The sequence below is a fragment of the Pseudomonas fulva genome, assembly GCF_023517795.1.
Taxonomy (GTDB): Bacteria; Pseudomonadota; Gammaproteobacteria; order Pseudomonadales; family Pseudomonadaceae; genus Aquipseudomonas; species Aquipseudomonas fulva_D.
On sequence record NZ_CP082928.1, the window covers coordinates 4,388,758 to 4,411,622 of the forward strand.

The following is a 22,865-nucleotide window of genomic DNA, read 5'->3' on the forward strand; positions in this document are numbered from 1 at the left end:
CGCGGCATGGGCGCGAGATCATGGGCGTAGACCAGCCCGTAGGGCGGATGTCGCTGTTTACATCCGCCATGGTGGATCGGTGAAGCGTGATCCACCCTACGGGTTACTGAGCAAGCAGTGGAGCCAGGTGGAGGGCTGAGAGGCGCTCTGGTAGCCCGGGTCGAGCGTAGCGACACCCGGGAGGTCGATGCCCTGGGTATCGCCTCGCTCAACCCAGGCTACGAAGCAGATCTGCTTGCTTTTGTGGGAGCGCGCCATGGGCGCGATATGAAGGCTTGCCGCGCCTAGTCGACCAGAGTCAAACCAGGCCATCTCGTCAGCCACTGTTTGCTATACAGCCGCTCATGAAATAGGTGCCTTTTCTCATCTCGAAACCTCCCCACTGGCCGTACGACGAGATCGAAAAGATCATCCAAACCGAATGGCGCGGCGACCTCCACTTCATCACTTGCACTCAGCCGCGCGGCAACCGCCGTTGCGGTTTCGGGCCAATAAGTCATTGCGTCCGTCGCTGACGCATAAGGCCGATCACCGTTGCGCAGGTGCATGCGTGCCTGGTTCTTCACTGACCAGTTCAGTGTGTTATCAGCGCTCAGCAACCTGGCTTCCAGCTCTATATCCTGCTCCAGCGAAGCGTTATCGGGATCGAACCAGATCACATCGATATCCATTGGCAGGGTAGATGAGGTACGACCATGCAAATGATCCCAGACAGCACTGCGGACGAAGCCCGCAGCCACCCAGCAGTCCGGCAGGCATAGCTCACGTACGTGCCTCAGTATCCAGCGGCGTGCGTCAGCGCTCATGAGCGCCTGGATATGGGAGAGGCGATTCATGTGGATTACCGCGGATGAAGACATAGGGTGACTCACGCCATATCACTCTGCCCAAACTCCTCCGCCAGAAAGTCGATCAGCGTGCGCACCGAGGGCAGCAGGCCGCGGCGGGAGGGGAAAATGGCGTGGACGATGCCGCATTTGGGTTCCCAGCCCGGCAGCATTTCCACCAGGGTGCCGGCCTCCAGGTCCTCGCGCACGGCCACCCGTGGCACGTGGGCGATGCCGACGCCGGCCAGGGCGCCGTGTCGCAGGGCGATCAGGTCGTCGGTGACCATGCGCGGGCGGTGGGGGATGACCAGCTTCGCATTCTCCGCGCCGAACAGTTCCCACTGGTAGTCGCGCTGCGAGCCGCCCCAGTGCAGGCTCGGCAGCGCGCTCAGGTCGGCCGGCTGAAAACCTTCTGGCAATTGCTTGAGAAAGTCCGGTCGGCCGACCAGGCACTGGCGGCTGTTGCCGAGCACCTTCATCACCATGTCGGTATTTTCCAGTGGCGGAAAGCGCACGCGCAGGGCGATATCGAAGCCTTCGTGGAGCACGTCGACGCGCCGGTTGGTGCTCTCGATAAACAGCTCCACCGCCGGGTAGCGCAGCATGAAGCGGGTCAGCATGGGCCCGACCCAGGAATTGAGCAGCGTGGTCGGGCAGGCCAGGCGCACCAGGCCGCGGGGCTCGCTGCGGTTGCGCTCGATCACCTCGGCAGCGCCCTCGGCTTCCACGCGCATGGCCACGCAACGCTGGTAGTACTCCTGGCCGATCTCGGTCAGCGAGCAATGCCGGCTGGTGCGTTGCAGCAGGCGCACGCCGAGGCGCTCCTCGAGCAGGGCGATGCGCCGGCTGAGCTTGGACTTGGGAATGTCCAGTGCACGGCCGGCCGGGGCGAAGCCGCCGTGCTCCACCACCTGGGTGAAGTAGTAGAGCGTGTTCAAGTCTTCCATGGGCTTACCGTTCTGAAAATGGAACGCTAGAGGCGATTTTTGCCGTCTGGTGCGAGATGGGTGTCGAATTTAATCTTTCCCACATGCAGCGACAACTGCAAACCACCCAACCAGATCAGCCGAACGTTTCGGCAACCATCAAAAAACGAGGATCACACCATGACCACTTCCAACAAATACAACCGCCTGGACAAAGACAACGCCGCCGTTCTGCTGGTCGACCACCAGGCCGGTCTGCTCTCGCTGGTGCGCGACATCGACCCGGACAAGTTCAAGAACAACGGTAGGGACTGCTCCCGTTTCAGCGCGAGCCGCGTTGCCGCGTAAGACCTCGCCAGGCTAGGCGGAGGACGCAGGGAATGGCATGCCCTTTTCAAGTCCTCCAACGACGTATGGCGAGGTCTTACGCGCAACCCGTAGGGCCGGGCCAGTTTTTGCGCGATGCTGCGTTTCTCGGTGACTCATTTGGCCAGCCAAACTTCGCACCTCGTGCCTTGCCTCGCGCAAAAACTGACTCCGGCGCGGTCGCCCTGAAACGGGAGCAGTCCCTTGGGCCCTGGCCGACATCGCCAAGTTCTTCAACCTGCCGACCATCCTCACCACCAGCTTCGAAACCGGCCCCAACGGCCCGCTGGTACCCGAGCTGAAGGAGCTGTTCCCGGACGCGCCGTACATCGCTCGCCCTGGCCAGATCAACGCCTGGGACAACGAAGACTTCGTCAAGGCGATCAAGGCCACCGGCAAGAAGCAGCTGATCATCGCCGGCGTGGTGACCGAGGTGTGCGTGGCGTTCCCGGCACTGGCGGCCATCGAAGAAGGCTTCGACGTGTTCGTGGTCACCGATGCCTCGGGCACCTTCAACCAGATCAGCCGCGACTCGGCCTGGCAGCGCATGACCGCCGCCGGCGCGCAGCTGATGAACTGGTTCGCCGTGGCCTGCGAGCTGCACCGCGACTGGCGCAACGATGTGGAAGGTCTGGCGAAGATCTGCTCGGATCACATCCCCGACTACCGCAACCTGATGACCAGCTACGCGGCGCTTACCGCCAGCAAGTAAGCCTGATTCATCCGCCAAGGCACCTCCTGCAGGTGCCTTTCTGCGTTGCCGAACACCTCGCCAAACCGCCGTTTCGCTTGCGGTCGGCTGACACACTTGCTCATCAATGGCCCGCCGGACCACAGGGCCGTTAGCCCGAACCTTTCGCGGCAGCGCTTCGTCGTACCAGAACGAACCACGCGCAGGAGAGGGACATGCTGACTGATCCAAAGACCCGTTATCGGCCATACACAGACGCATCCGGGGGCTGGGGATCGGCCAAGTCGGTGGCGGGCATCGTGCTGCGCGAACAGGCGGTGGTGAAGATCGGCGCGGCGTTGCTCAAGCAGAACAAGCCCGACGGGTTTGCCTGCGTGAGCTGCGCCTGGGCCAAGCCGGGCGACACCCATCCGATGGAGTTCTGCGAGAACGGCGCCAAGGCCACGGCCTGGGAGCTGACCGCCAAGCGCAGCAGCCCGGCGTTCTTCGCCGAGCACAGCGTCAGCGAGCTGCGCGGCTGGTCGGCCCACGCCCTGGAGCAGCATGGCCGCCTGACCCATCCGCTGCGTTACAACCCGGGCACCGATCGCTACGAGGAAACCGGCTGGGAAACCGCTTACCAGGAAATCGGCGCCAGCCTGCGTGCCCTGCCGCCGGACGAGGTGGTGTTCTACGCCTCCGGGCGTGCCTCCCTGGAAGCCTCGTTCATGTACCAGCTGCTGGCCCGCGCCTATGGCACCAACAACCTGCCGGACAGCTCCAACATGTGCCATGAAAGCACCTCGGTGGGCCTGCAGGAAAGCATCGGCGTGCCGGTCGGCACCGTGACCCTGAACGATTTCGAGCACACCGACTGCCTGCTGTTCTTCGGCCAGAACGTGGGCAGCAACAGCCCGCGCATGCTTCACCAACTGCAGGAGGCGCGGCAGCGCGACGTGCCGATCATCACCTTCAACCCCTTGAAGGAGCGCGGCCTGCAGGAGTTCGTCAATCCGCAGTCGCCGGGCGAGATGCTCGGCCCGAACTCGACGCAGATCAGCACCCAGTATCACCAGGTGGCCATCGGTGGCGATACCGCGGCCATCGTCGGCGTCGCCAAGGCGCTGCTCGACCTGCACGATGCGGCCCTGCAGCGCGGCGAGCCCGGCGTGCTGGATCAGGCATTCATGGCCGAACACACCCAGGGCGGCGACGATTTCATCGCCTATGTACGCCGCCAGGAGTGGGCGCAGATCGAGGCCATCACCGGCCTCAAGCGCGCAGCCATGGAAGCCACCGCGCTGGTCTATGCCCAGTCGCAGCGGGTGATGATCGTCTACGGCATGGGCCTGACCCAGCACCGCCAGGGCGTGCAGAACGTGCAGATGCTGGTGAACCTGCTGTTGCTGCGCGGCAATATCGGCAAACCCGGCGCCGGCATCTGCCCGGTGCGCGGCCACTCCAACGTGCAGGGCCAGCGCACCGTGGGTATCTCCGAAGACCCGGCCAAGGTGCCGGTCAAGCTGATCGAGCAGTACTTCAAGTTCAAGGTGCCCGAGCGCATGGGCCTGAACACCGTCGACGCCTGCACCGCCATGCTCGATGGCCGGGTGCGCGGCTTCGTCAGCCTGGGCGGCAACTTCCTGCGCGCGGTGCCGGATACCGGGCGGATCGAGCCTGCCTGGCAGCGCCTGGCGCTCAACGTGCAGGTGGCCACCAAGCTCAACCACTCGCACCTGCTGCCCGGCGAACAGGCCTGGCTGCTGCCGTGCCTGGGGCGTATCGAAATCGACCGCCAGGACGGCGTCGAGCAAAGCCACAGCACCGAAGACAGCACCGGCTGCATCCACGGTTGGCGCGGCAAGAGCGAGCCGGCCAGCGAGCAGCTGCGCTCGGAACCGGCGATCATCGCCGGGCTGGCGCGGGCCACCTTGAGCGCCGAGATCGGTATCGACTGGGACGCCTGGCGCCGCGACTACGGGTTGATTCGCCAGGCCATCGGCCAGGTGTATCCGGAGATCTTCCACGACTTCGAACAGCGCATGTGGGAGCCGGGCGGCTTTCACCGGCCGCTGGGGGCGGCGCAGCGCGAATGGGCAACCGAGAGTGGCAGGGCGCAATTCGTGGTGCCGCAGTGCCTGATCGCCGACGACGACGTGAGCGCGCCCTACGGCCGGCGCGACGTGCTGCAACTGATGACGATCCGCAGCAACGACCAGTTCAATACCACCATCTATGGCTACGACGACCGCTTCCGCGGCGTGCATGGCACCCGTTCGGTGATCTTCATGAACGCCGACGACATCGTGCGCCTTGGCCTGGCGGGTGGAGACTGGGTGGACGTGACCACCGCGGTGGAGCCGGAGGTGGAACGTCAGGTGGGGCCGCTGCAGATTCTCGCCTACGACATTCCCCAGGGCTGCTGCGCCGCCTACTACCCGGAGTGCAACCCGCTGGTGCCGCTCTGGCACCACGCCGAGCGCAGCAAGGTGCCGGCGGCCAAATCCATTCCGGTGACGCTGAGCCTGAGCACCGCCACGGCGCCGGGGGATGCGCGGCCGGTATTGATCGCCGCGCAGCGCTGATCAGCCCGCCGCGCAGCGCTGATCAGCCCGCCGCGTCGCGAGAGGAGCAAGCGAAGCGGCGGCAAGAAGGCCGTGCCAGAGCAGTTGCTGGCCACTGCTCGGATGGGTGGAACTTCAAGCGGCGAGCCTTCCTCCCAACTTGTAACGCAGGCGATTGGTGCCTGCGGCGATTGCGCTTCACACGTGGCGGCAACCGTGAATCCACCAGCAACCAGCAGGAGAATCCGATGACCCGCAATACCACCAACCAGTTCGCCATGCAGAATCCGCTCACCCAGTACCCGCAGCCCGAGTTTCCGGCACAGCACCAGCCCGAGCCGGGCCTGGATCTGAACATGACCCCCGAGCCGGACCATGGCGAAGAGAGCTACGTCGGCTTCGGGCGCCTGGCCGGACGCAAGGCGCTGATCACCGGTGCCGACTCCGGCATCGGCCGCGCGGCAGCTATCGCCTATGCCCGCGAAGGCGCGGACATCGTGCTCAACTACCTGCCCGAGGAAGAGCCGGACGCCCAGGAAGTCATCAAGCTGATCGAGGCCGAAGGCCGTCGTGCGGTGGCCATCCCAGGCGATCTGAAGGACGAAGCCTTCTGCGTATCGCTGGTGCGTGATGCCGTCGGCGCGCTCGGCGGCCTGGACATTCTGGTCAACGTGGCCGGCAAGCAGATCACCCAGAAGCATATTACCGAGATCACCACCGAGCAGTTCGACCACACCTTCAAGACCAACGTCTATGCCATGTTCTGGCTGTGCAAGGCGGCGGTGGCGCATATGCCGCCGGGTGCGGCGATCATCAACACGGCGTCGATCCAGTCCTACGATCCGTCCGGCACGCTGCTCGACTACGCGTCCACCAAGGCGGCCATCGTCGCCTTCACCAAGGCGCTGTCGAGCCAGGTGATCGAGCAGGGCATCCGCGTCAACGCGGTCGCGCCAGGGCCGATCTGGACCGTGCTGCAGCCCAGCGATGGCCAGCCTCAGGAGAAGATCCCCACCTTCGGCTCCCAGGTGCCGATGAAGCGTCCGGGCCAGCCCGCCGAGTGCGCGCCGCTGTACGTGTTGCTGGCGTCCCAGGAGTCGAGCTACATCACCGGTGAAACCTTTGGGGTGACCGGCGGCAACCCGCTGCCGTAATACCCTGTGGCCCGCAGTACGCCCGCTGCGGGCCCGTTTCGCCATTTCGCCCATCTCGGACAAAGGTGCGCGCCATGACCCTTCACGTCGTTCACTTCACCGCCCCGATCAACTCCCACACCTGCGGCCAGTTGATCGACAGCTGCACCAAGGCGCTGCAGCAGGGCGCCAGCGAAATCGTCCTGAAGATCGCCACCATGGGCGGCGAGTGCAGCTACGGTTTTTCCCTGTACAACTTCCTGATTTCCCTGCCCGTACCGGTGCATACCCATAACCTGGGCACCGTCGAGTCGATGGGCAACATCATTTTCCTCGCCGGGCAGCGGCGCACCGCCTGCGCCTACAGCAAGTTCCTGTTCCACCCCTTCCACTGGACGCTCAACGGTTCTGTAGACCACGCGCGCATGGCCGAGTACGCCATGAGCCTGGACTACGACATGCACCTGTACCGGCGCATCGTCGAAGAGCGCACCGCAGGCGCGCGCGAGCCGCTGGACATAGTTGCCTGCCTGACCGCGTCGCCGCGTATCGTCGATGCCGAACAGGCCCTGGGCGCCGGGCTGATCGACGCGGTGGATTGCCTGACGGCCAAGGCGGACGCGGGACAGTGGGTGGTGCATTCCTAGCCGCCTCGCGGTCGCCTGAAGGCGCCGCCCTGGCGTGGATCGACAGCGATGGTGCCGGGAGCGCGGGGTTACCCGCGCTACGAGCCGCAGCCCGTGGCTCCCTGCACGTGCAGGGAGCCCGAGCCGCCGGGCTTATTCGTCGAGCTTCTGACGGGCCTGTTCCGACGCCTGCTTGATCTTTTCCGCTTCCTGCTCCTTGGTCTTTATCGAGGTCGGGGTGATCGCCCGGTCCACGGCTTCGGTCTTCTCCCCGGGGCGTTGATTTTCCTTCTTCACCACGTTGACGTTGTCACCTTCCACGTCCTTGGCCGGGCTGTTGGGTGGCGTCGGGTTGATTGGCGTCTGGCTCATGGGCGCTTTCCTTTTTTGGCTGGATGGTCAGAGGGGCCGATCAGGCAGCCCTTGATAGTTACGAGGCCCTGACCGGCCGTTGAGTTCGCACAATCGATGCTTGTATCCGGATGCTTCAAACGTGCAGGTTTCGCGGCTTGCGAGCGTTAGAAAACCTGAATCCCTTGCCGCCGGCCGAATCGAATGCAGCGACAGTCGACAATCATGTGGAGAAGAACGACATGGGCGAATTCAGGATTTACCTCGATGACGAGCTGCAGTGCACGACCACCTCGCCAGCATTGGCGCAGGCCGCCTGGAACCGTGCCTCGCGTGATGCGCGGGTCGCCGAAAAGGGCGGCTCGGTGTGCGCCTACGAGGGGGAGGTGACCGTGGCGGAAATGCGCCCCGAGCCGCGAGTGGGCCACCCCTGGCCCGATGGCCGTGATCATCAGCCCGATCTGCGTGACGTCTGGGACAGCCTGATGCGTGTCCTCAACCAGCAGGGGCTGGACGATCAGGCGCTGACCGATGCGTTGAACCGCTTCGGGCTCGTCACCAGGAGCGTGGCGGCTTCGGTGCAGGACGAGCTGGGGGGTCGTACCGTGCCTTCGGCAGCCGAGCTGGTGGTGCTGCTCGATGCCGTCTACCAGGATCGTCAACGCGAGCCCCAGGCTTGAGCCTCAGGGCAGCCGCAACTTGTTCACGCAATGGCGTTTGAACAGCTCGGGCTTTTCGCGGTGAATACGCTCTTCGATCTGCTCGATGATGGCGAAAACCTCCATCGGAGTCAGCGATGTCCTGCAGGGGATGTCGCGAACTTCGAAGGAGGTGGTTGAATCCGTTTCCGATAGTCGCACGACCATTCGGGTCGGTGACTCCAATGACACCTGTACAACAAGTGGCTGGAAATAGTTGTACAGCAACTTAGCGGCGTCCAGGAATTTAATCTTTGCCACAGTTAGTGCTCTCGGTATTACTCCTTTGTAGTGGCTATTAGTGTCGGCCCAGACGCGCTTGTCAATTTAATAAGGGTTCTAATTATTTGCTTTGCTCGGGTGAAGTTGGCGGTTTCGGCATGCCCCGTGGGCCTGCGAACCCCCAAATGATCAAACCGATTACCGGCAACAACACGATGACCAGTGCCCACAGCAGCCGAGTGTTCTGGCTCTTTTCGCTGCGCCACAGGTTCATGATGGTGACCAGATCAACGAAGGCGATAACGACGAATGCGCCAAGCCAGAAAAGCATGGAAGGATCGCTCATGGCAGATCTCCTGTCGTTGCGGCGAGCCCCGGAAACAGGGTTCGCGAGAGTGGATGGGACATGGACGGCATTGGCCCTCTGGCCATCGATTGCCAAATGTCCCGAGGCGGTACAGGGCACAGGCTCTGTTTTATTTCGAAATAACGGGGCGTAATTAAGTTCGCCTGAAAAGATGGTCGGCCATGGTGGCCTTTTGCAATTGAATGGATACGAACGTTTAATGAGGCGTGCACGATGCCCGTGCAATAAAAAGCGTTCATGCAAAGTGCAAGAAGTTTGCACAAGCGTAAGCGGCACGATGTTCAGTAAAACCGGGTGATTTTCTCCAATTGCGAAGTTGGCATATGTGATGCACTTATCCGGGGGCATCCAATGAATATCTGCCTGCTACGCCATAAAAGGATCATCCGATGAACACTGCCACTCTCGACCAACTGAGCATCGCACTACCGGACCATACGATTTCCATCACACCGCGCCCGGATGGCATGTACCTGCTGAGCATCAGCAAGGAAGGGGAGGCCATCTTCCTCAAGGCGGTCGACAAGATGGCCGTGGATACCGAGGACGGCGCTCGCGCCCTGGAGCGTGAGATCTTGCGTGATCGCAAGCTGGTCAGTGGCGAAGTGAACTGGAAGGGCAGCGGGGCACAGTGGGTGTCGCGCAAGCTGCCGACCTTTACCGGCGCCCCGGTGAATCCCACCGCTGCCAAGCTGATGTGGTCGCGCCGCAATCTGGACGCCGTGCATTGAGCGCGGTGCGCCCATAGGAAAAGCCCCGCATCAGCGGGGCTTTTTCGTGGGCCGTGAGTGCTGGTCAGCCCCGTGGCGCGTACTCGTGAAGCCGCAGGGCGTTGCCGTGATGTCAGGCGCTGGCGGACCGTTCGCTGCGCTCCTGGGTCCGCCCCACGAACTGCAGCTGCCAGCCGAACCTAGGTTTTGTACGAAAAGTCGGTACGGGTAAAATTGCCGCCATGATTGGCTGGAGGCCCGCATGGCAAAGCGTTACGAACTCACCGACGCATCGTGGGAATTGATCAAGGATCTGGTTTCTCCAGAGCAGAAGATGGGTCGCCCACGCAGTGATGATCGTCTGGTACTCCACGCAATCCTGTGGATCCTCTGCTCGGGCGCTGCCTGGCGTGATCTGCCGGAACGCTTTGGGCCTTGGTCGACGGTGTATCAGCGTTTTCGTGACTGGCGCGACGACGGTACGTTCGACCGGATACTGGAGCGCTTGCACATCCGATTAAACCGGGAGGGACTGATTGATCTGGACACCTGGATGATCGATTCCACTGCGATACGTGCAACCCGAGCCTCTTCAGGCGCCGGGAAAAAAGGGGGCCTGAAGAACCGCTAGATCATGCTTTGGGGCGTAGTCGAGGCGGCCTTACTACCAAGATTCACATGATCTGTGACGCCAATGGTGTTCCATTACGCTTCATTCTTTCGCCGGGGCAAACCAGCGATATCGCTCATGCCCAGCCGTTGCTGGATCAGGTGCGAATTCCCGGTAAGCCGGGGCGTCCACGCAAACGCAGTCGCTGGTTACTGGCTGACAAAGGCTATGACGCGCAACACTTGCGCCATTACTGCGACCGCTACCGAATACAGCCGGTGATCCCGCTGCGTGCCATGCCCCGCAAGCCTCGGCCTGGCCTGCCCCGACTCTTTGATCGTCCAAAGTATCGGCAGCGGAACATCATTGAGCGGATGTTTGGCTGGCTGAAAGAGAACCGCAGAATAGGTACTCGCTACGACAAGCTGGCGAGAAGCTTTTCAGCCATGGTCACGCTGGCCTGCAGCCTGCGTTGCATGCGTCAGTACTTTTCGTACAAAACCTAGGATTTGCCCAGCAGCCGCGAGGCATCGAAGCCCATGCGCATGTTGCCCCAGTGGCGGCCTTCGAAGAAGAACGGCACGTCGATCTCGGTCATGATCTCGCCGGTGTCACGCAGGTAAGTCTGCAGCAGGAAGCGCTGGGTGTTGCTCGCCGCGCGCAGGCCCACCGGGTCGGAGAACATGCGCTTGTTGCGGCACACCGGCAGGTCGACGGCGCGATCGCCCGTCGGTGCCTTGGATACCCAGCTGTTGTTCACCGGGCAGTAGCCCTTGGTGTCGACGATAAAGGTCACGATGCCCCCAGGGGTGCCCTTGGTCAGGCGGTCGATCTCTTCCTGGCAGATCTGCGCGAAGCGCTCGGTGTAGCCGGTCAGGTACTGCTTCGGATCGGTGTTGGGAATCAGCTTGTAGTTCTGGTCGAACAGGTTGACGCCTTCGCGCTGCAGCGTCGCCAGGCGCGCCTGCAGGGCGTCCCGGCACCCGGTGGCGCGGGTGATGGCGGCATCGAGCTCACCCTCGCCGAGCACGAAGCGGCCCAGCAGCGTCTGCACCCGTTCGGCCACGGCGGACAGGTCGCGCGTGGCGGTGGCCGAACGCTGCATGCGCTGGTCGATGGCCTGGCTATCGGCATGGATCTGGGTGACGCGATCATTGATGCCGGTATTGGCATCGGCGACCTGCTGGATGTGCTCGGCGATCTCCGCCAGCTTGCCGTTGGTGGATTCGAAATCACTGATCATGGTCTCGAAGTGGCCCGTGGCGCGCTCGACCACCACCTGGGTTTCCCGGGCGCTCTGGCTGATGCGCGCGGTCTGCTCGTGGGTGGTGCTGACTTCCTTGAGCATGGCGTCGATGTTCTGCGAGATATCGCCGGTGGCGCGGCTGACGTTCTGCGCCAGGGTGCGAACCTCGTCGGCGACCACCGCGAAGCCACGGCCGCTTTCCCCGGCACGGGCCGCTTCGATGGCCGCGTTGAGGGCCAGCAGGTTGGTCTGCGAGGAAATCTGCTGGATCAGCCCGACCACCGACTTGATGTTCGAAGATCGCTCGTTGAGCGCCGAAACCAGGGTGCTGAATTCGTTGAGGCTGGTGGAAATGGCGCTGATGTTGCCGGTCACTTCCAGCAGTTCGGCGTAGGAGTCCTGGGCCATGCTCAGGTTGTGCGCGGTGGTGCCGGAGATCGCCTGGGTCTGCTGCGATACCTCTTCGATGCGGCCGACGGCGCTGTTGCTCTCGCTCATCACTTCGTTGGCGAAGCGCGCCTGGTGGGTGGCGCTGTCGCTGGAGTCGCTGATGTTCTTCAGCGAGCGGGCGGACTCGACGGCGATCTGCACGGTCAGCGCCTGCACGTTGCTGATGATCTCGCGCTGCTTGGCCAGGAAACGGTTGCAGGTGCTTGCCAGGGTGCGGATTTCATCGTGGGTGAGCAGGGGCAGGTCGCGGGACAGGTCGCCTTCGCCGCTGGCGATCTCCTCCAGGGCGCGGGTCATGTTGTCGACCGGGCGCACGATCAGGTGGCGGAAATACCAGACCATGAAGCTGACCATGCCCAGGGTGAACAGCGCGCTCAGCGCCAGGGCGGTGCCCAGGGTGTCGAGCTTGTCTTCGACCTGCCTGAGCAGCACCGGGTCGAGCTGCGCGCCGTGCAGCAGTTGCACGATGTCCGCGCGCAGGCTGAGGGCCACCCAGACCAGCAGACCGCTGACCAGCACCAGCAGGAACAGGCTGGACAATTTCTTGGTCAGGGTATCGAAAAAGTGCATCTCGATAGAATCGTACAGCGACTTCAACGACTGCATGCCGCAGCTCCTGGCAGAGAATATCCTTGGAATTTTTATTACTTCGACCGGCCGGTCAGAACCTTTAATTAAAAAGTCACCGGTTCGACGACGTTGCACGCGAGATTCTGGCGGAAAGCCCGCAAGGGGCGCGCAGTGTAGTGCCTCGCCTGTTACGGTTAAAGAGTTCAGCATACAAAAAAATGACGTCAATTCACCTGGGGTGAAGACCATTACCGGCGCCATGCCGGTAATGGCTGTTCCGCTCGGGGCACGGCGTCAGCCGCGCTTGCCGAACTCCACCTGCTGGGCCGTCCAGCCGGCCACCCGTTCACTGAGCGAAAGGCCCAGGCCAGGGCGGTTCGGCACCTGCATGCGGCCGTCGCGGGTTTCCAGGCGTTCGTTGAACAGCGGCTCCAGCCACTCGAAGTGCTCCACCCAGGGCTCGGTGGGGTAGGTAGCGGCCAGGTGCACGTGCAATTCCATGGCGAAGTGCGGCGCGAGCATCAGCCCGGCCTGTTCGGCCATGGCGGCGATCTTCAGGAACGGGGTGATGCCGCCCACCCGCGGAGCATCGGGCATCAGGTAATCGGCACCACGGGTTTTGATGAACTCGGCGTGCTCGGCGACGCTGGTGAGCATCTCGCCGGTGGCGATCGGCGTGTCGAATGCGCCGGCCAGGGCGGCGTGGCCCTCGGCGTCGTAGCAGTCCAGCGGCTCTTCGATCCACACCAGGTTGAACGCCTCGAAGCGCCGGCACATGCGCTGGGCGGTGGGGCGATCCCATTGCTGGTTGGCATCGACCATCAGCGGGAAGTCATCGCCCAGGTGCTGGCGAATGGTGCTGACGCGGTGCAGGTCGAGGGCTGCGTCGGGCTGGCCGACCTTCAGCTTGATGCCACCGATGCCTTTCTCCCGGGACAGGTCGGTATTGACCTTCAGCTCGTCCAGTGGCGTGTGCAGGAAGCCCCCTGAGGTGTTGTAGCAGCGTACCGAGTCGCGCTGGGCGCCGAGCAGGCGGGCCAGGGACAGCTTGGCGCGCCTGGCCTTCAGGTCCCACAGGGCCACGTCGAAGGCGCCGATGGCCTGGGTCGACAGACCGCTGCGGCCCACCGAGGCGCCCGCCCAGCACAGCTTGGTCCAGAGTTTCTGGATGTCGCTGGGGTTTTCGCCGAGCAACGCCGGGGCGATCTCCCGGGCATGGGCGAACTGGCCGGCGGCGCCGGCGCGTTTCGAGTAGCTGAAGCCCAGGCCGCGATGGCCGTCCTTGCTCTCGATCTCCACGAACAGCAGGGCGATCTCGGTCATCGGCTTCTGCCGGCCGGTCAGCACCTTGGCATCGCTGATCGGGTTGGCCAGGGGCAGAAACACCGAGGCGATGCGCACCCAGGCGATCTGGTCCTGGTCGGCGCTGCCGTGGGGGAGGGTGTGTTCACTCACGCGGATTACCTCGCTTGACGTTCTCGTTGAGCGCCAGGTGACGGAAAGCCCTGGCGTGAAGGCGGACGTTAGGCTGATTAGGTAATCATTCAAGCGACTGGGCAGGGCTTCAGGGCTTCAAGGCAGCAGCGGCCATCGTTGCTTCACCTGTGGGAACGGGCGGGGGCGCCTGGTCCATGCCCGTGATTTTTCGCGGGCATGGCCCGCTCCCACAGATAATCACCAGTCCATCCCACGAGGACGACCGGCCGCTTCTGCCACCAATCGGCCAAACAGCAAAGTCGAGGATTTCGGCGCCTCAGGCGCTCTGCCGCTCGACGATGCTGAAGCCGGTATCGATGCGCACTTTCACCGGTTCCTCATCAGGATGGTCGAGGCGCTGCAGCAGGGCACGGGCGGCCTGCAGGCCGATCTCGGCGCCGTTGATACGCACGGTGGACAGCGACGGCTGCAGGTGTGCGGCGATGTTCAGGTCGCCGAAACCCATCACGGCCAGATCGTCCGGCACGCGGATGCCGCGCTCGGCGGCTTCAGCCAGCACGCCATGGGCCAGCGTGTCGGAGCTGCAGACCAGCACCTCGGGGCGCTCGCCGGCAGCCAGCAGGCGCCGTAGCCCCTGGCGCCCCAGGTCGACCGTCGCCGGTGGCGGCAGCACCACCCGGGGCACATCGTCGATGCCCTGGCGGGCCAGTTCCTCTTCCAGGCTGGCGCAGCGCCGCTGGCCGCGTGGGTCATCCAGGGTCACCACGGCGAAGCGACGGTAGCCTTTGGCCGCGAGGTAGCGGGCGATGGCCGCGCCGACCGCTTCGTGGCAAAAGCCCACCAGCATGTCCAGCGGTCGTGGCGCCAGGTCCCAGGATTCGACGATGGCGATGCCCGAGCGCGACAGGCGCGTACGACTGGCCCTGGTGTGCAGCGTGCCGGTCAGCACGATGCCGTCGGGACGGCGGCGCAGAATGGTGTCGAGCAGCTGTTCCTCGCGCTCGGCGCTGTAGTTGGTCAGGCCGATCAGGGTCTCGTGGCCGGCTTCGGTGAGGGTGTCGATCAGCGCCTGCACGGTGTCGGCGAAGATCGAGTTGGCCACGGTCGGCACCAACAGGGAAATCAGCCGGCTGCGCTGCGCGCCGGGCGCGGTGAGCATCGCCGGCAGGTAGCCGGTCTGCTGCACGGCGCGAAAGACCTTTTCGCGCAGCTCGGCGCGCACGATCTGCGGCTGGTTGAGGGCGCGCGACACGGTGATCGGCGACACCCCGGCGACCTTGGCGACGTCTGCCAGGGTCGGCGCCTTGCCAGCTGGCAGGTTCGGGCGCTTGCGGGTGGGGCGGTCATCACTCATGGGCGTCCTCGCACGGGGTGGGCAGCGGGCGATAGTAGCAAGTCGGCGGCTCGTGCTTGCCCTCGACATGCCGCAAGGTGGCGCCCCACAAGCGTAAGCGGCCACTCATCCCTGGGGCTGAACCAAAGGACTCGGCGCTTTCTCGGACTTTAGGACAGGCACCCAACACTCGTTCTGGAGAGCAGCATGCGCGCATTGACCTACCACGGCAGTCACGACGTACGCGTCGACAACGTACCCGACCCCGTCATCCAGGAGCCGGACGACATCATTCTGCGGGTGACCGCTACCGCGATCTGCGGCTCGGATCTGCACCTGTACCGCGGCAAGATCCCCCAGGTGAAACACGGCGACGTGTTCGGCCACGAATTCATGGGTATCGTCGAGGAGGTCGGCAGCGCCGTCACCGCGGTAAGCAAGGGCGACCGGGTGATCGTGCCGTTCGTGATCGCCTGCGGCAGCTGCTTCTTCTGCGACATGAACCTGCATGCCGCCTGCGAAACCACCAACGACGGCCGCGGCGCGATCCTCAACAAGAAGCAGATTCCTTCCGGCGCCGCGCTGTTCGGCTACAGCCACCTGTATGGCGGCATGCCCGGCGGCCAGGCCGAGCTGGTGCGGGTGCCCAAGGCCAACGCCGGCCCGTTCAAGATTCCCGATGAACTCGACGACGAACGCGTGCTGTTTCTCACCGACATCCTGCCGACCGGCTACCAGGCGGTGATCAATGGCGGCGTGAAGGAGGGCAGCAGCGTGGCCATCTACGGCGCCGGTCCGGTCGGGCTGATGGCCGCCGCCTGTGCGCGGATGCTCGGCGCCAGGCAGATCTTCATGGTCGATAACCAGCCGTACCGCCTCGAATATGCGCGGGCGACCTATGGCGTGGTGCCGATCAATTTCGACAAGGTCGATGACCCGGCCGAGGCGATCATCGAGCAGACCGAAGGCTATCGCGGTGTGGATGCCGCCATCGATGCCGTGGGTTTCGAAGCCAAGGGCAGCGCCACGGAAACCCTGCTCACCCAGCTCAAACTCGAGGGCAGCAGTGGCAAGGCGCTGCGCCAGTGCATCGCTGCGGTCCGCCGTGGCGGCACGGTAAGCGTACCCGGCGTATACGCCGGCTTCATCCATGGGTTCCTGTTCGGCGATGCCTTCGACAAGGGGCTGACCTTCAAGATGGGCCAGACCCATGTGCACGGTCTGCTGCCTGACCTGCTGGAGCGCATCCAGAGTGGCGTGCTGCAGCCGGAGGTGATCATCAGCCATCGCATGAATCTGTCCGATGCGGCCGAAGGTTATCGCCTGTTCGACAAGCAGGAGGACGATTGCCGCAAGGTCATCCTGCGCCCTTGAACCTGGTGCCAACGGCAGGGCCGTCCATGGGCGGACCTGCCGTGAGCGATTGGCTTCGCTGCTTATATAAGGCAGCCATTATTAATTTGTAAGCATTGTAAATTAACTGGCGGAAATCTCCGCAACCATGAGTGTGGATAAAAGCGGGTAGTTGTATTTTGATGGCATGCAAAATGCGGCACCCCGGAAGTTGCATCTTGCACTTTGCAATATGGAAGTTTGCTCGAGTTGTGCGAAGTCCCCTGTTTACAGGCGTTCACCAACTTCCCTGGATTGGCATGTAGTGTGCAATAACGAGTGACGTTAAATCGTCATTCACCAAGGGAGTTTTCCGATGACTGCTGTTGCCATTGAAGTGCTTGCGTCTGCGCTGCCCGATCACGAGATCACTCTGACGCCGCGCCCGGATGGAAAATTTCTGCTGACAGTTGCCAAGGGTGGCGCGACTCAATTGTGTAGGGCTGTCGACCGCCACACGGTGGTCGATCAGCACGAGCTGCGTGCCCTGGCGCACGAGCTCGAGCGCGACCAGAAGCTGGTCAGCGGCGAGATTTCCTGGAAGGGCGCCGGTGCCCGCTGGGTGCGCCGCCAGCTGCCCACCTTCACAGGGGCGCCGGTGAGCCCGACTGCAGCCAAGATGATGTGGACCCGCCGCAACCTCGATCGCCGTCAGCGCCCCACTGCCTGAACATTGGTCGATTCCGAGCCCCGCACTTCGCGGGGCTTTTTATTTGAGATTGCGGACGGTAATACCCAGATATCTATACAAACAACTATATATAAGTGGCTACTTGTATAAGTTGCTCGAGGGCTGTGCAGCGCTTGGTCATTTTATTAGGGAGTTGCCAGCGAATCATTGCCGACGTCGATCCTCATTCGGTAATTGCACGCGCTTGCAATTAACCGCTCGTCCTTAATTGCGAACGTATCGGCCATCGCCCCGTTCCCAATAATGAATCCCCCATCAAGTCCAGGAGCGAACGATCATGGCGACCAAGACCGAAAATCTGTTGAGCTGGCTTCGCGATGCCCATGCGATGGAGCAGCAGGCCGAGCAGATGTTGAAAGCGCAGGCATCGCGCCTCGAGCATTATCCCAAGCTCAAGACCCGTATCGAACAACACATCGAGGAAACCCAGGGCCAGCGCGAGCTGCTGGAAGGGTGCCTGGAGCGCCTCGGCGAGAAGCCCTCGATGCTCAAGGACATCGCTGGCAAGCTCACCGCCTTCGGCCAGGCGGTCGGCGGTTCGGTCATGAGCGATGAAGTGATCAAGGGCGCCATGAGCGGCTACGTGTTCGAGAACCTCGAGATCGCCTCCTACACGGTGCTGATCGCGACCGCCAAGGCAGTTGGCGACCGCGAGACCCAGCGGGTCTGCGAAACCATCCTGCCCCAGGAGGAAGCGATGGCCGAATGGATCAAGGACCATCTGCCGGAGCTTACCGATGCGTTCCTGACCCGCTCGGAAGCGCCGGATACCGAAGCCAAGCGTTAATGGTCAGCGGCGCCCTGCAGCACGGTTGCAGGGCGCCGCGCTCTCTCTTTCCCCGTCGCACCGGTAGCCTTAGCAGTGTCCAGAATCATCACCTCCACCGATCCCGATCCATCTGCAGACAACACGGAAGTATCCGACTCGCTGATGTTCGGCACCCCCAAGGAGCGCCTGGATTTCTACCGGCGGGAAATCCAGTACGAAACCAACCTGATGGCCGACCGCACCAACGCCTACCTGGCAGCGCAGTCGTTTCTGGTCATCGCCTATGCCTCGTCGATGGCCAATGCCAATCCGGACTGGGGCGACCTGTTCACCCTGGTGGTGCCCACGTTGCTGGCCCTGCTGGGCGTCGTCAGCTCGCTGAACGCCTGGCCGGGCATCCGCGCCTCGGCGGCAATCATCGGCCACTGGCACTTCAAACAGGAGCAGCTGCTACGCAGCGAGCCGAAGTTCGGCCATGCCTATGACGAGTCGCCGCTGTTCAGCGAGCACGAATCCAGGGAGGACCGTTATTTCAAGTCCCTGCGCTTCTCGCTGCGTTCACCCTGGATGTTCACCATCTTCTGGGCCGGGCTGGGCGCGTTCTCGGTCTGGCTGCAGCTGTCGTCGTCGGCCAAGGTCTGAGCGGCCGCGCCTGAGACCTGCGGTTACCTTTAACAGATCGCACGGCAGCCGACCGCCCGTGGTCATTAACTCGAGGCAGGCACCGGGGCACTGCCGGCAATGGGCGAGGAGGCCGCGCACGTGAAACCCACCTGGATCGCCAGCGCGGTGATCATCGTCCTGCTGCTCGCCGCGCTGCCGCTGTCATACCAGCTCTGGCCGGCGCGCACGCCAGTGGCCGCTGCCGTCGAGGCGGGCACGCCCATCGGCGGGCCGTTCGAGCTGCGTGACCAGCATGGCCGTTCGGTGAGCCAGCGCAGTTTCGACGGAAAGTGGCTGCTGGTGTTCTTCGGCTTTACCCGCTGCGCCGATGTCTGCCCGACCACCCTGGTGCAGATCGCCAAGGTGCTCGACGGCCTCGGCGAGCAGAGCGCCCGGCTCCAGCCGCTGTTCATCAGCCTCGACCCCGAGCGCGACACGCCCGAGGTGCTGGCCGCTTACACATCCTTCTTCGACCAACGCATCCTGGGCCTGACCGGCAGCCCGGAGCAGATCCAGCAGGTTGCCGAGGCTTATGGTGTGTACGTGCGCAAGGTGGCCATGGGCGACACCTATATGCTCGACCACACCGGCGCGGTGTACCTGATGAACCCGGACGGCGAGCTGGCCAGCCTGATCGCGTTGCAGAGGGCGCCGGCTGATGCGGTGCAGGACATCGCGAGCGCGATGGGGCGTTCACCCGATGGCTGAGCGGCTCGGGGAGGGCGCTGCCGTGGGCAGAGTGGCTTGGAACTGGCCATTGGTACTCGGTCTGCTGGTGTTGGCCGGGTGCTGGCTGGGGCCCTTGCCGGCGATGAGTCGCACGGCCTTTTCCGCGCATATGCTCTTGCACCTGGGCGTGGTGGCGCTGGCTGCGCCGCTGCTGGCCATCGGCCTGGCCCGCGCCGGCCTGCGGGTGGACGGGTTGCGCCACAGCAGTGCGGCACTGTGTCTGGTGTTCGCCGCGGAAATGCTGGTGGTATGGGGCTGGCACGCGCCACCGCTGCACGAAGCGGCGGCGCTCAGCGTCTGGGCCTTCGTCGCCCAGCAGGCCAGCTTTCTCGCCGTGGGGCTCGGCGTCTGGCTGCTGGGCTTCGCCAGCGACGTGCGCCGCGGGCTGGCGGCCGCCATGTTCGGTTTCTTCCTGACCTTCGTGCACATGACCATGCTGGGCGTGGTGCTGATCATGGCGCCCAGGCTGATCTATCCGGCCGAGCTGTGCCTGGGCGCATTCGGTTTCGAGCAGCTGGACGACCAGCGCTTCGGCGGCATCCTGATGGCAGCCTGGAGCGCCGTGGCATATCTGGGCGGGGCAGTGGTGCTGGGCGCGCGCCTGCTGGCGCCGGGGCGCGAGGCAGAGGCTTAGCGCGGCGCCACCGCCGGCATCGCGCCAGCGGTGGCGGGGGCTTAGAGCTTGAAGTTGCCGACCAGCTCGTCGAGCTGGCGTGACAGGTTCTGCAGGTTGCTGCTGGCGTCGTTCAACTGATCGGCGATCTGGGTGGTTTCCTGGGTGAACTGGTTGATCTGCTCGACGTTATGGTTGATCTCTTCGACCACGGCGGACTGTTCCTCGGTGGCCGTGGCGACCTGGATGTTCTGGTCGCTGATCTGGCCGATATGGCCATTGATCTGCGCCAGCGCCTCGGAGGCCTTGCCCGCGTATTCGACCACCCGCTCGCTCTGCTGGCGGCCCTTGGCCATGGCCTCGACCGCCGAGCGCGACTCGGCCTGCAGGCGGTCGATGACCTTCTGGATTTCTTCGGTGGACGCGCCCGAGCGGCTGGCCAGGGTGCGTACCTCATCGGCCACCACGGCAAAGCCGCGGCCCTGTTCGCCGGCGCGGGCCGCTTCGATGGCGGCGTTGAGAGCCAGCAGGTTGGTCTGCTCGGAAATGCTGCGAATGGTGCCCAGGGTGGCGCTGATCGCCTCGATCTGCCCGGCCAGGGCGCCAACCACGCTGGCGGTCTGCTCCAGCTCACCGCTGAGCGCATCGATCTGCCGGTTGGCCTGGTCCACCACCTCGCGTCCGCCATTGGCATGCTCGGTGGCTTCACGGGCCACCCGGGCGGCGTTCTCGGCGTTGCCGGCGATCTCGTTGACCGTCGAGCCCAGTTCGTGGATGGCGGTGGCCACCTGCACCGTGCGGTCGCTCTGGGCCACGCAGTTGCTCTGGGTCAGGCGTGCACGGTCGGCCACGTCGCGGGCCATGGCCGAGAGCTGGCGGGAGTTGCCGGCCAGCTGCTGCATGATGCCGTGCACCTTTTCCAGAAAGCGGTTGAAGCTCTGGGCGATGTCGCTCAGCTCGTCGCTGCCACTGAGTTCGATGCGCGAATTGAGCGCCAGGTTGTCGGCGGCATGGCCCAGGCTGCTCTGCAGGGTGGACACCCGGCGCCGCAGGTTGGCGACGATCAGCCAGGACGCGACGAAGGACACCAGCAGGCCCAGGGCGATGATCGTCAGCTGCTGCAGGCGGCCCTGTTCATAGTTGTCGGTGCTGCGCTGATTCTGCTGCTCGGCCTGCTGCAGCAGGGTGTCGAGCAGTTCGCCGGCACCCTGGCGCATCACCCCGTAGCTCTTGGCGTACTGGTCGCGGTAGATCTGCTGGGCGCGGGCCATGTCGCCCGCGTCGAGGGCCTGCAGCATCGGCATGAGTTCCGCGCTCACCATGGCCTCGAACTGGTCGAGCAGGCGCTGCGCCTGGGCACGGCGTTCCGGGTTGACCTGGGCCTCGACGGCGTGGCGCATGGCCTCGCGCATGCCGGGAATGTCTTCGTTGAGCGCCTCCTGCACCCGGGTCTTGACCCCGCGCTCGTCGCGCAGGGCGGTGTCCTGCAGCAGCATCATGTCGATACCGACGCGCATGCGCGGGATGCGCGAGGCGGCCTCGGCCATCGCGCGCATGGGGGCGGAGGTATTGAGATAGAGCGCGCTGGCCTCCTTCTGCATGTTCGACATGCTGGTAAGGCTGGTCACGGCGACCAGAACCAGGGCGATGCAGGGGATGGCCACTGCGATGATCAGACGGGTCTTGAGTGTCAGTGTGTCGAGGCGCATGGGTGGGTTTCCATGTCATTGGAGTGGCGCCAGTATACGGTCACTTGGTGATTACTGCGCCATCATTTCCGATCATTCGCAGCGTTGTACGCAGGCCTGGAAAACTGTGCGTTAGAGGGCTCTGTGGGATTTTTTCCCGGCGTGCCGGAAAGCATGGCCAGGCCGCCGGTCCGCCGGGTTGCGAATGATGTCACTTTGGCGGCGTTTTTCGCTTCTGTAGGCGACATATTTACCCGTACTATTCGCGGCCAAAACCTGCTCCAACTATTGCCTCCCCTCACTGTCACTTTTTCAAGCCGATCGAAAAGGTCGGCCTGTATCCGTTTAGGAGTTTTGGCTCATGGCAGCACTGCAGACCGGCACCGTCCAGGCGATCAAGAACAACCAGGCGCAATTGCTGGGTGAATGGAGCAGAGGCCTGGAGGCCAGTGGCTCGACCCGCAATCTCAAGGAGCAGGAGCTGCAACAGCAGACCAGCGAGTTCCTGCAATTGACCCTGGCTGCGCTAGAAAGCGACAACGGTTCGAACATCGCCACGCCGGGATGGGAGAAGGTACGCCAGTTCCTCGAGCGCCTGTCGGCCAGCCGTGCCTTGCTCGGCCATGACTCGCACCAGACCGCCGCCTTCATCTTCGCCCTCAAGGGCCCGCTGTTCGCCCTGCTGCAGCGCCACTACCGCGACCAGCCCGAGGCGCAGGCGCAGCAATTGCTGGATATCTCCGAGCTGTTCGACAGCCTGGGCATGCATACCATCCGCACCTTCCAGAAATCCCGCGAGGCGGTGATCAAGCGCCAGCAGGAAGAACTGCTGGAGCTGTCCACCCCGGTGGTCAAGCTGTGGGACGGCATCCTCGCCCTGCCGATGATCGGTACCCTGGACTCCCAGCGCACCCAGGTGGTGATGGAGTCGCTGTTGCAGCGCATCGTCGACACCGGCTCGGAGATCGCCATCATCGACATCACCGGCGTGCCGACCGTCGACACCCTGGTCGCCCAGCACCTGCTCAAGACCGTGACCGCCATTCGCCTGATGGGCGCCGATTGCATCATCAGCGGCATTCGCCCGCAGATCGCCCAGACCATCGTGCACCTGGGCCTCGACCTGCAGGGCGTGAGCACCAAGGCCAACCTGGCTGACGCCCTGAAGCTGGCGCTGAGCCGCCAGGGCGTCAGCCTCGACAAAGTGGTGTGAG

Annotated in this window: 23 protein-coding genes and 2 pseudogenes; 15 read left to right on the top strand and 10 right to left on the bottom strand. The window is 63.8% G+C overall.

Going from position 1 to position 22,865, the window contains the following annotated elements; genetic code table 11:
• Positions 1–284 precede the first annotated feature (284 nt).
• A complete protein-coding gene (locus K8U54_RS20220; RefSeq protein ID WP_249907480.1) occupies positions 285–836 on the bottom strand; it encodes a nucleotidyltransferase family protein in 552 nt (183 codons plus the stop codon).
• 32 nt (positions 837–868) lie between these two features.
• Positions 869–1,774 (bottom strand): LysR substrate-binding domain-containing protein, encoded by a 906-nt coding sequence (locus K8U54_RS20225; RefSeq protein ID WP_249907481.1) that lies wholly within the window; start codon positions 1,772–1,774, stop codon positions 869–871.
• A gap of 159 nt (positions 1,775–1,933) precedes the next feature.
• Here K8U54_RS20225 and K8U54_RS20230 point away from each other — a divergent pair, with 159 nt between their 5' ends.
• From K8U54_RS20230 to K8U54_RS20250, 5 genes and pseudogenes are all read left to right on the top strand, one after another.
• Positions 1,934–2,101: a hypothetical protein gene (locus K8U54_RS20230; RefSeq protein ID WP_434059961.1), complete on the top strand. Its 168-nt coding sequence runs from the start codon at positions 1,934–1,936 to the stop codon at positions 2,099–2,101.
• 226 nt (positions 2,102–2,327) lie between these two features.
• Positions 2,328–2,831, top strand: a pseudogene (ycaC, locus tag K8U54_RS20235) (isochorismate family cysteine hydrolase YcaC); the annotation flags it as partial.
• 194 nt (positions 2,832–3,025) lie between these two features.
• Positions 3,026–5,374 (top strand): FdhF/YdeP family oxidoreductase, encoded by a 2,349-nt coding sequence (locus tag K8U54_RS20240; RefSeq protein ID WP_249907482.1) that lies wholly within the window; start codon positions 3,026–3,028, stop codon positions 5,372–5,374.
• Positions 5,375–5,601: 227 nt separating this feature from the next.
• Entirely contained in the window at positions 5,602–6,507 is a 906-nt protein-coding gene (locus K8U54_RS20245) for an SDR family oxidoreductase (protein WP_249907483.1), read from the top strand.
• 74 nt (positions 6,508–6,581) lie between these two features.
• Entirely contained in the window at positions 6,582–7,133 is a 552-nt protein-coding gene (locus K8U54_RS20250) for an ATP-dependent Clp protease proteolytic subunit (RefSeq protein ID WP_249907484.1), read from the top strand.
• A gap of 132 nt (positions 7,134–7,265) precedes the next feature.
• Here the strand turns inward: K8U54_RS20250 and K8U54_RS20255 are convergent, their stop codons facing one another.
• A complete protein-coding gene (locus K8U54_RS20255; RefSeq protein ID WP_249907485.1) occupies positions 7,266–7,484 on the bottom strand; it encodes a hypothetical protein in 219 nt (72 codons plus the stop codon).
• Positions 7,485–7,705: 221 nt separating this feature from the next.
• Here K8U54_RS20255 and K8U54_RS20260 point away from each other — a divergent pair, with 221 nt between their 5' ends.
• Entirely contained in the window at positions 7,706–8,143 is a 438-nt protein-coding gene (locus K8U54_RS20260; RefSeq protein WP_249907486.1) for a hypothetical protein, read from the top strand.
• Positions 8,144–8,146: 3 nt separating this feature from the next.
• On the opposite strand, the gene K8U54_RS20265 is transcribed toward K8U54_RS20260, so the two are convergent.
• A complete protein-coding gene (locus K8U54_RS20265) occupies positions 8,147–8,422 on the bottom strand; it encodes a DUF1652 domain-containing protein (protein WP_249907487.1) in 276 nt (91 codons plus the stop codon).
• Positions 8,423–8,504: 82 nt separating this feature from the next.
• On the bottom strand, positions 8,505–8,729 hold the full coding sequence (locus K8U54_RS20270; RefSeq protein WP_070885356.1) for a PLD nuclease N-terminal domain-containing protein: 225 nt from the start codon (positions 8,727–8,729) through the stop codon (positions 8,505–8,507).
• A 410-nt stretch (positions 8,730–9,139) separates the two neighbouring features.
• On the opposite strand from K8U54_RS20270, the gene K8U54_RS20275 reads away from it, so the two are divergent.
• Together K8U54_RS20275 and K8U54_RS20280 are read left to right on the top strand one after the other, a co-directional pair.
• Positions 9,140–9,481 (top strand): hypothetical protein, encoded by a 342-nt coding sequence (locus K8U54_RS20275; protein ID WP_249907488.1) that lies wholly within the window; start codon positions 9,140–9,142, stop codon positions 9,479–9,481.
• 241 nt (positions 9,482–9,722) lie between these two features.
• Positions 9,723–10,576 (top strand): IS5 family transposase gene (locus K8U54_RS20280; RefSeq protein WP_249906677.1). Its coding sequence is split into 2 segments (ribosomal slippage): positions 9,723–10,071 and positions 10,071–10,576, totalling 855 coding nucleotides; the frame shifts between segments, so codons are not numbered across the junction.
• Here the strand turns inward: K8U54_RS20280 and K8U54_RS20285 are convergent.
• From K8U54_RS20285 to K8U54_RS20295, 3 genes are all read right to left on the bottom strand, one after another.
• Entirely contained in the window at positions 10,573–12,372 is a 1,800-nt protein-coding gene (locus tag K8U54_RS20285; protein WP_249907489.1) for a methyl-accepting chemotaxis protein, read from the bottom strand. The two genes, K8U54_RS20280 and K8U54_RS20285, sit on opposite strands and share 4 nt — an antisense overlap.
• A gap of 258 nt (positions 12,373–12,630) precedes the next feature.
• Positions 12,631–13,791, bottom strand: a complete 1,161-nt coding sequence (locus tag K8U54_RS20290) for an L-talarate/galactarate dehydratase (protein WP_249907490.1) — start codon at positions 13,789–13,791, stop codon at positions 12,631–12,633.
• A gap of 298 nt (positions 13,792–14,089) precedes the next feature.
• Positions 14,090–15,127 (bottom strand): LacI family DNA-binding transcriptional regulator, encoded by a 1,038-nt coding sequence (locus K8U54_RS20295; RefSeq protein ID WP_249907491.1) that lies wholly within the window; start codon positions 15,125–15,127, stop codon positions 14,090–14,092.
• Positions 15,128–15,313: 186 nt separating this feature from the next.
• On the opposite strand from K8U54_RS20295, the gene K8U54_RS20300 reads away from it, so the two are divergent.
• From K8U54_RS20300 to K8U54_RS20325, 6 genes are all read left to right on the top strand, one after another.
• On the top strand, positions 15,314–16,480 hold the full coding sequence (locus K8U54_RS20300) for a zinc-dependent alcohol dehydrogenase (protein WP_249907492.1): 1,167 nt from the start codon (positions 15,314–15,316) through the stop codon (positions 16,478–16,480).
• 334 nt (positions 16,481–16,814) lie between these two features.
• Complete coding sequence (locus K8U54_RS20305; RefSeq protein WP_249907493.1) at positions 16,815–17,168, top strand: DUF3509 domain-containing protein; 354 nt, start codon at positions 16,815–16,817, stop codon at positions 17,166–17,168.
• A 298-nt stretch (positions 17,169–17,466) separates the two neighbouring features.
• Positions 17,467–17,976, top strand: a complete 510-nt coding sequence (locus tag K8U54_RS20310) for a ferritin-like domain-containing protein (RefSeq protein ID WP_249907494.1) — start codon at positions 17,467–17,469, stop codon at positions 17,974–17,976.
• 75 nt (positions 17,977–18,051) lie between these two features.
• Positions 18,052–18,600: a hypothetical protein gene (locus K8U54_RS20315; protein WP_249907495.1), complete on the top strand. Its 549-nt coding sequence runs from the start codon at positions 18,052–18,054 to the stop codon at positions 18,598–18,600.
• A 120-nt stretch (positions 18,601–18,720) separates the two neighbouring features.
• Positions 18,721–19,329, top strand: a complete 609-nt coding sequence (locus K8U54_RS20320) for an SCO family protein (RefSeq protein ID WP_249907496.1) — start codon at positions 18,721–18,723, stop codon at positions 19,327–19,329.
• Between the two features lie 22 nt (positions 19,330–19,351).
• Positions 19,352–19,984 carry a cytochrome c oxidase assembly protein gene (locus tag K8U54_RS20325; protein ID WP_249907497.1) on the top strand — a complete coding sequence of 211 codons (633 nt, stop codon included), beginning with the start codon at positions 19,352–19,354 and terminating at the stop codon, positions 19,982–19,984.
• Positions 19,985–20,025: 41 nt separating this feature from the next.
• Here K8U54_RS20325 and K8U54_RS25425 read toward each other — a convergent pair whose 3' ends face one another.
• Positions 20,026–20,865, bottom strand: a complete 840-nt coding sequence (locus K8U54_RS25425; protein ID WP_434060037.1) for a methyl-accepting chemotaxis protein — start codon at positions 20,863–20,865, stop codon at positions 20,026–20,028.
• A gap of 63 nt (positions 20,866–20,928) precedes the next feature.
• Positions 20,929–21,672: pseudogene (locus K8U54_RS25430) on the bottom strand (MCP four helix bundle domain-containing protein); the annotation flags it as partial.
• Between the two features lie 340 nt (positions 21,673–22,012).
• Here K8U54_RS25430 and K8U54_RS20335 point away from each other — a divergent pair.
• Entirely contained in the window at positions 22,013–22,864 is an 852-nt protein-coding gene (locus tag K8U54_RS20335) for an STAS domain-containing protein (RefSeq protein ID WP_249907499.1), read from the top strand.
• Position 22,865: the final 1 nt, after the last annotated feature.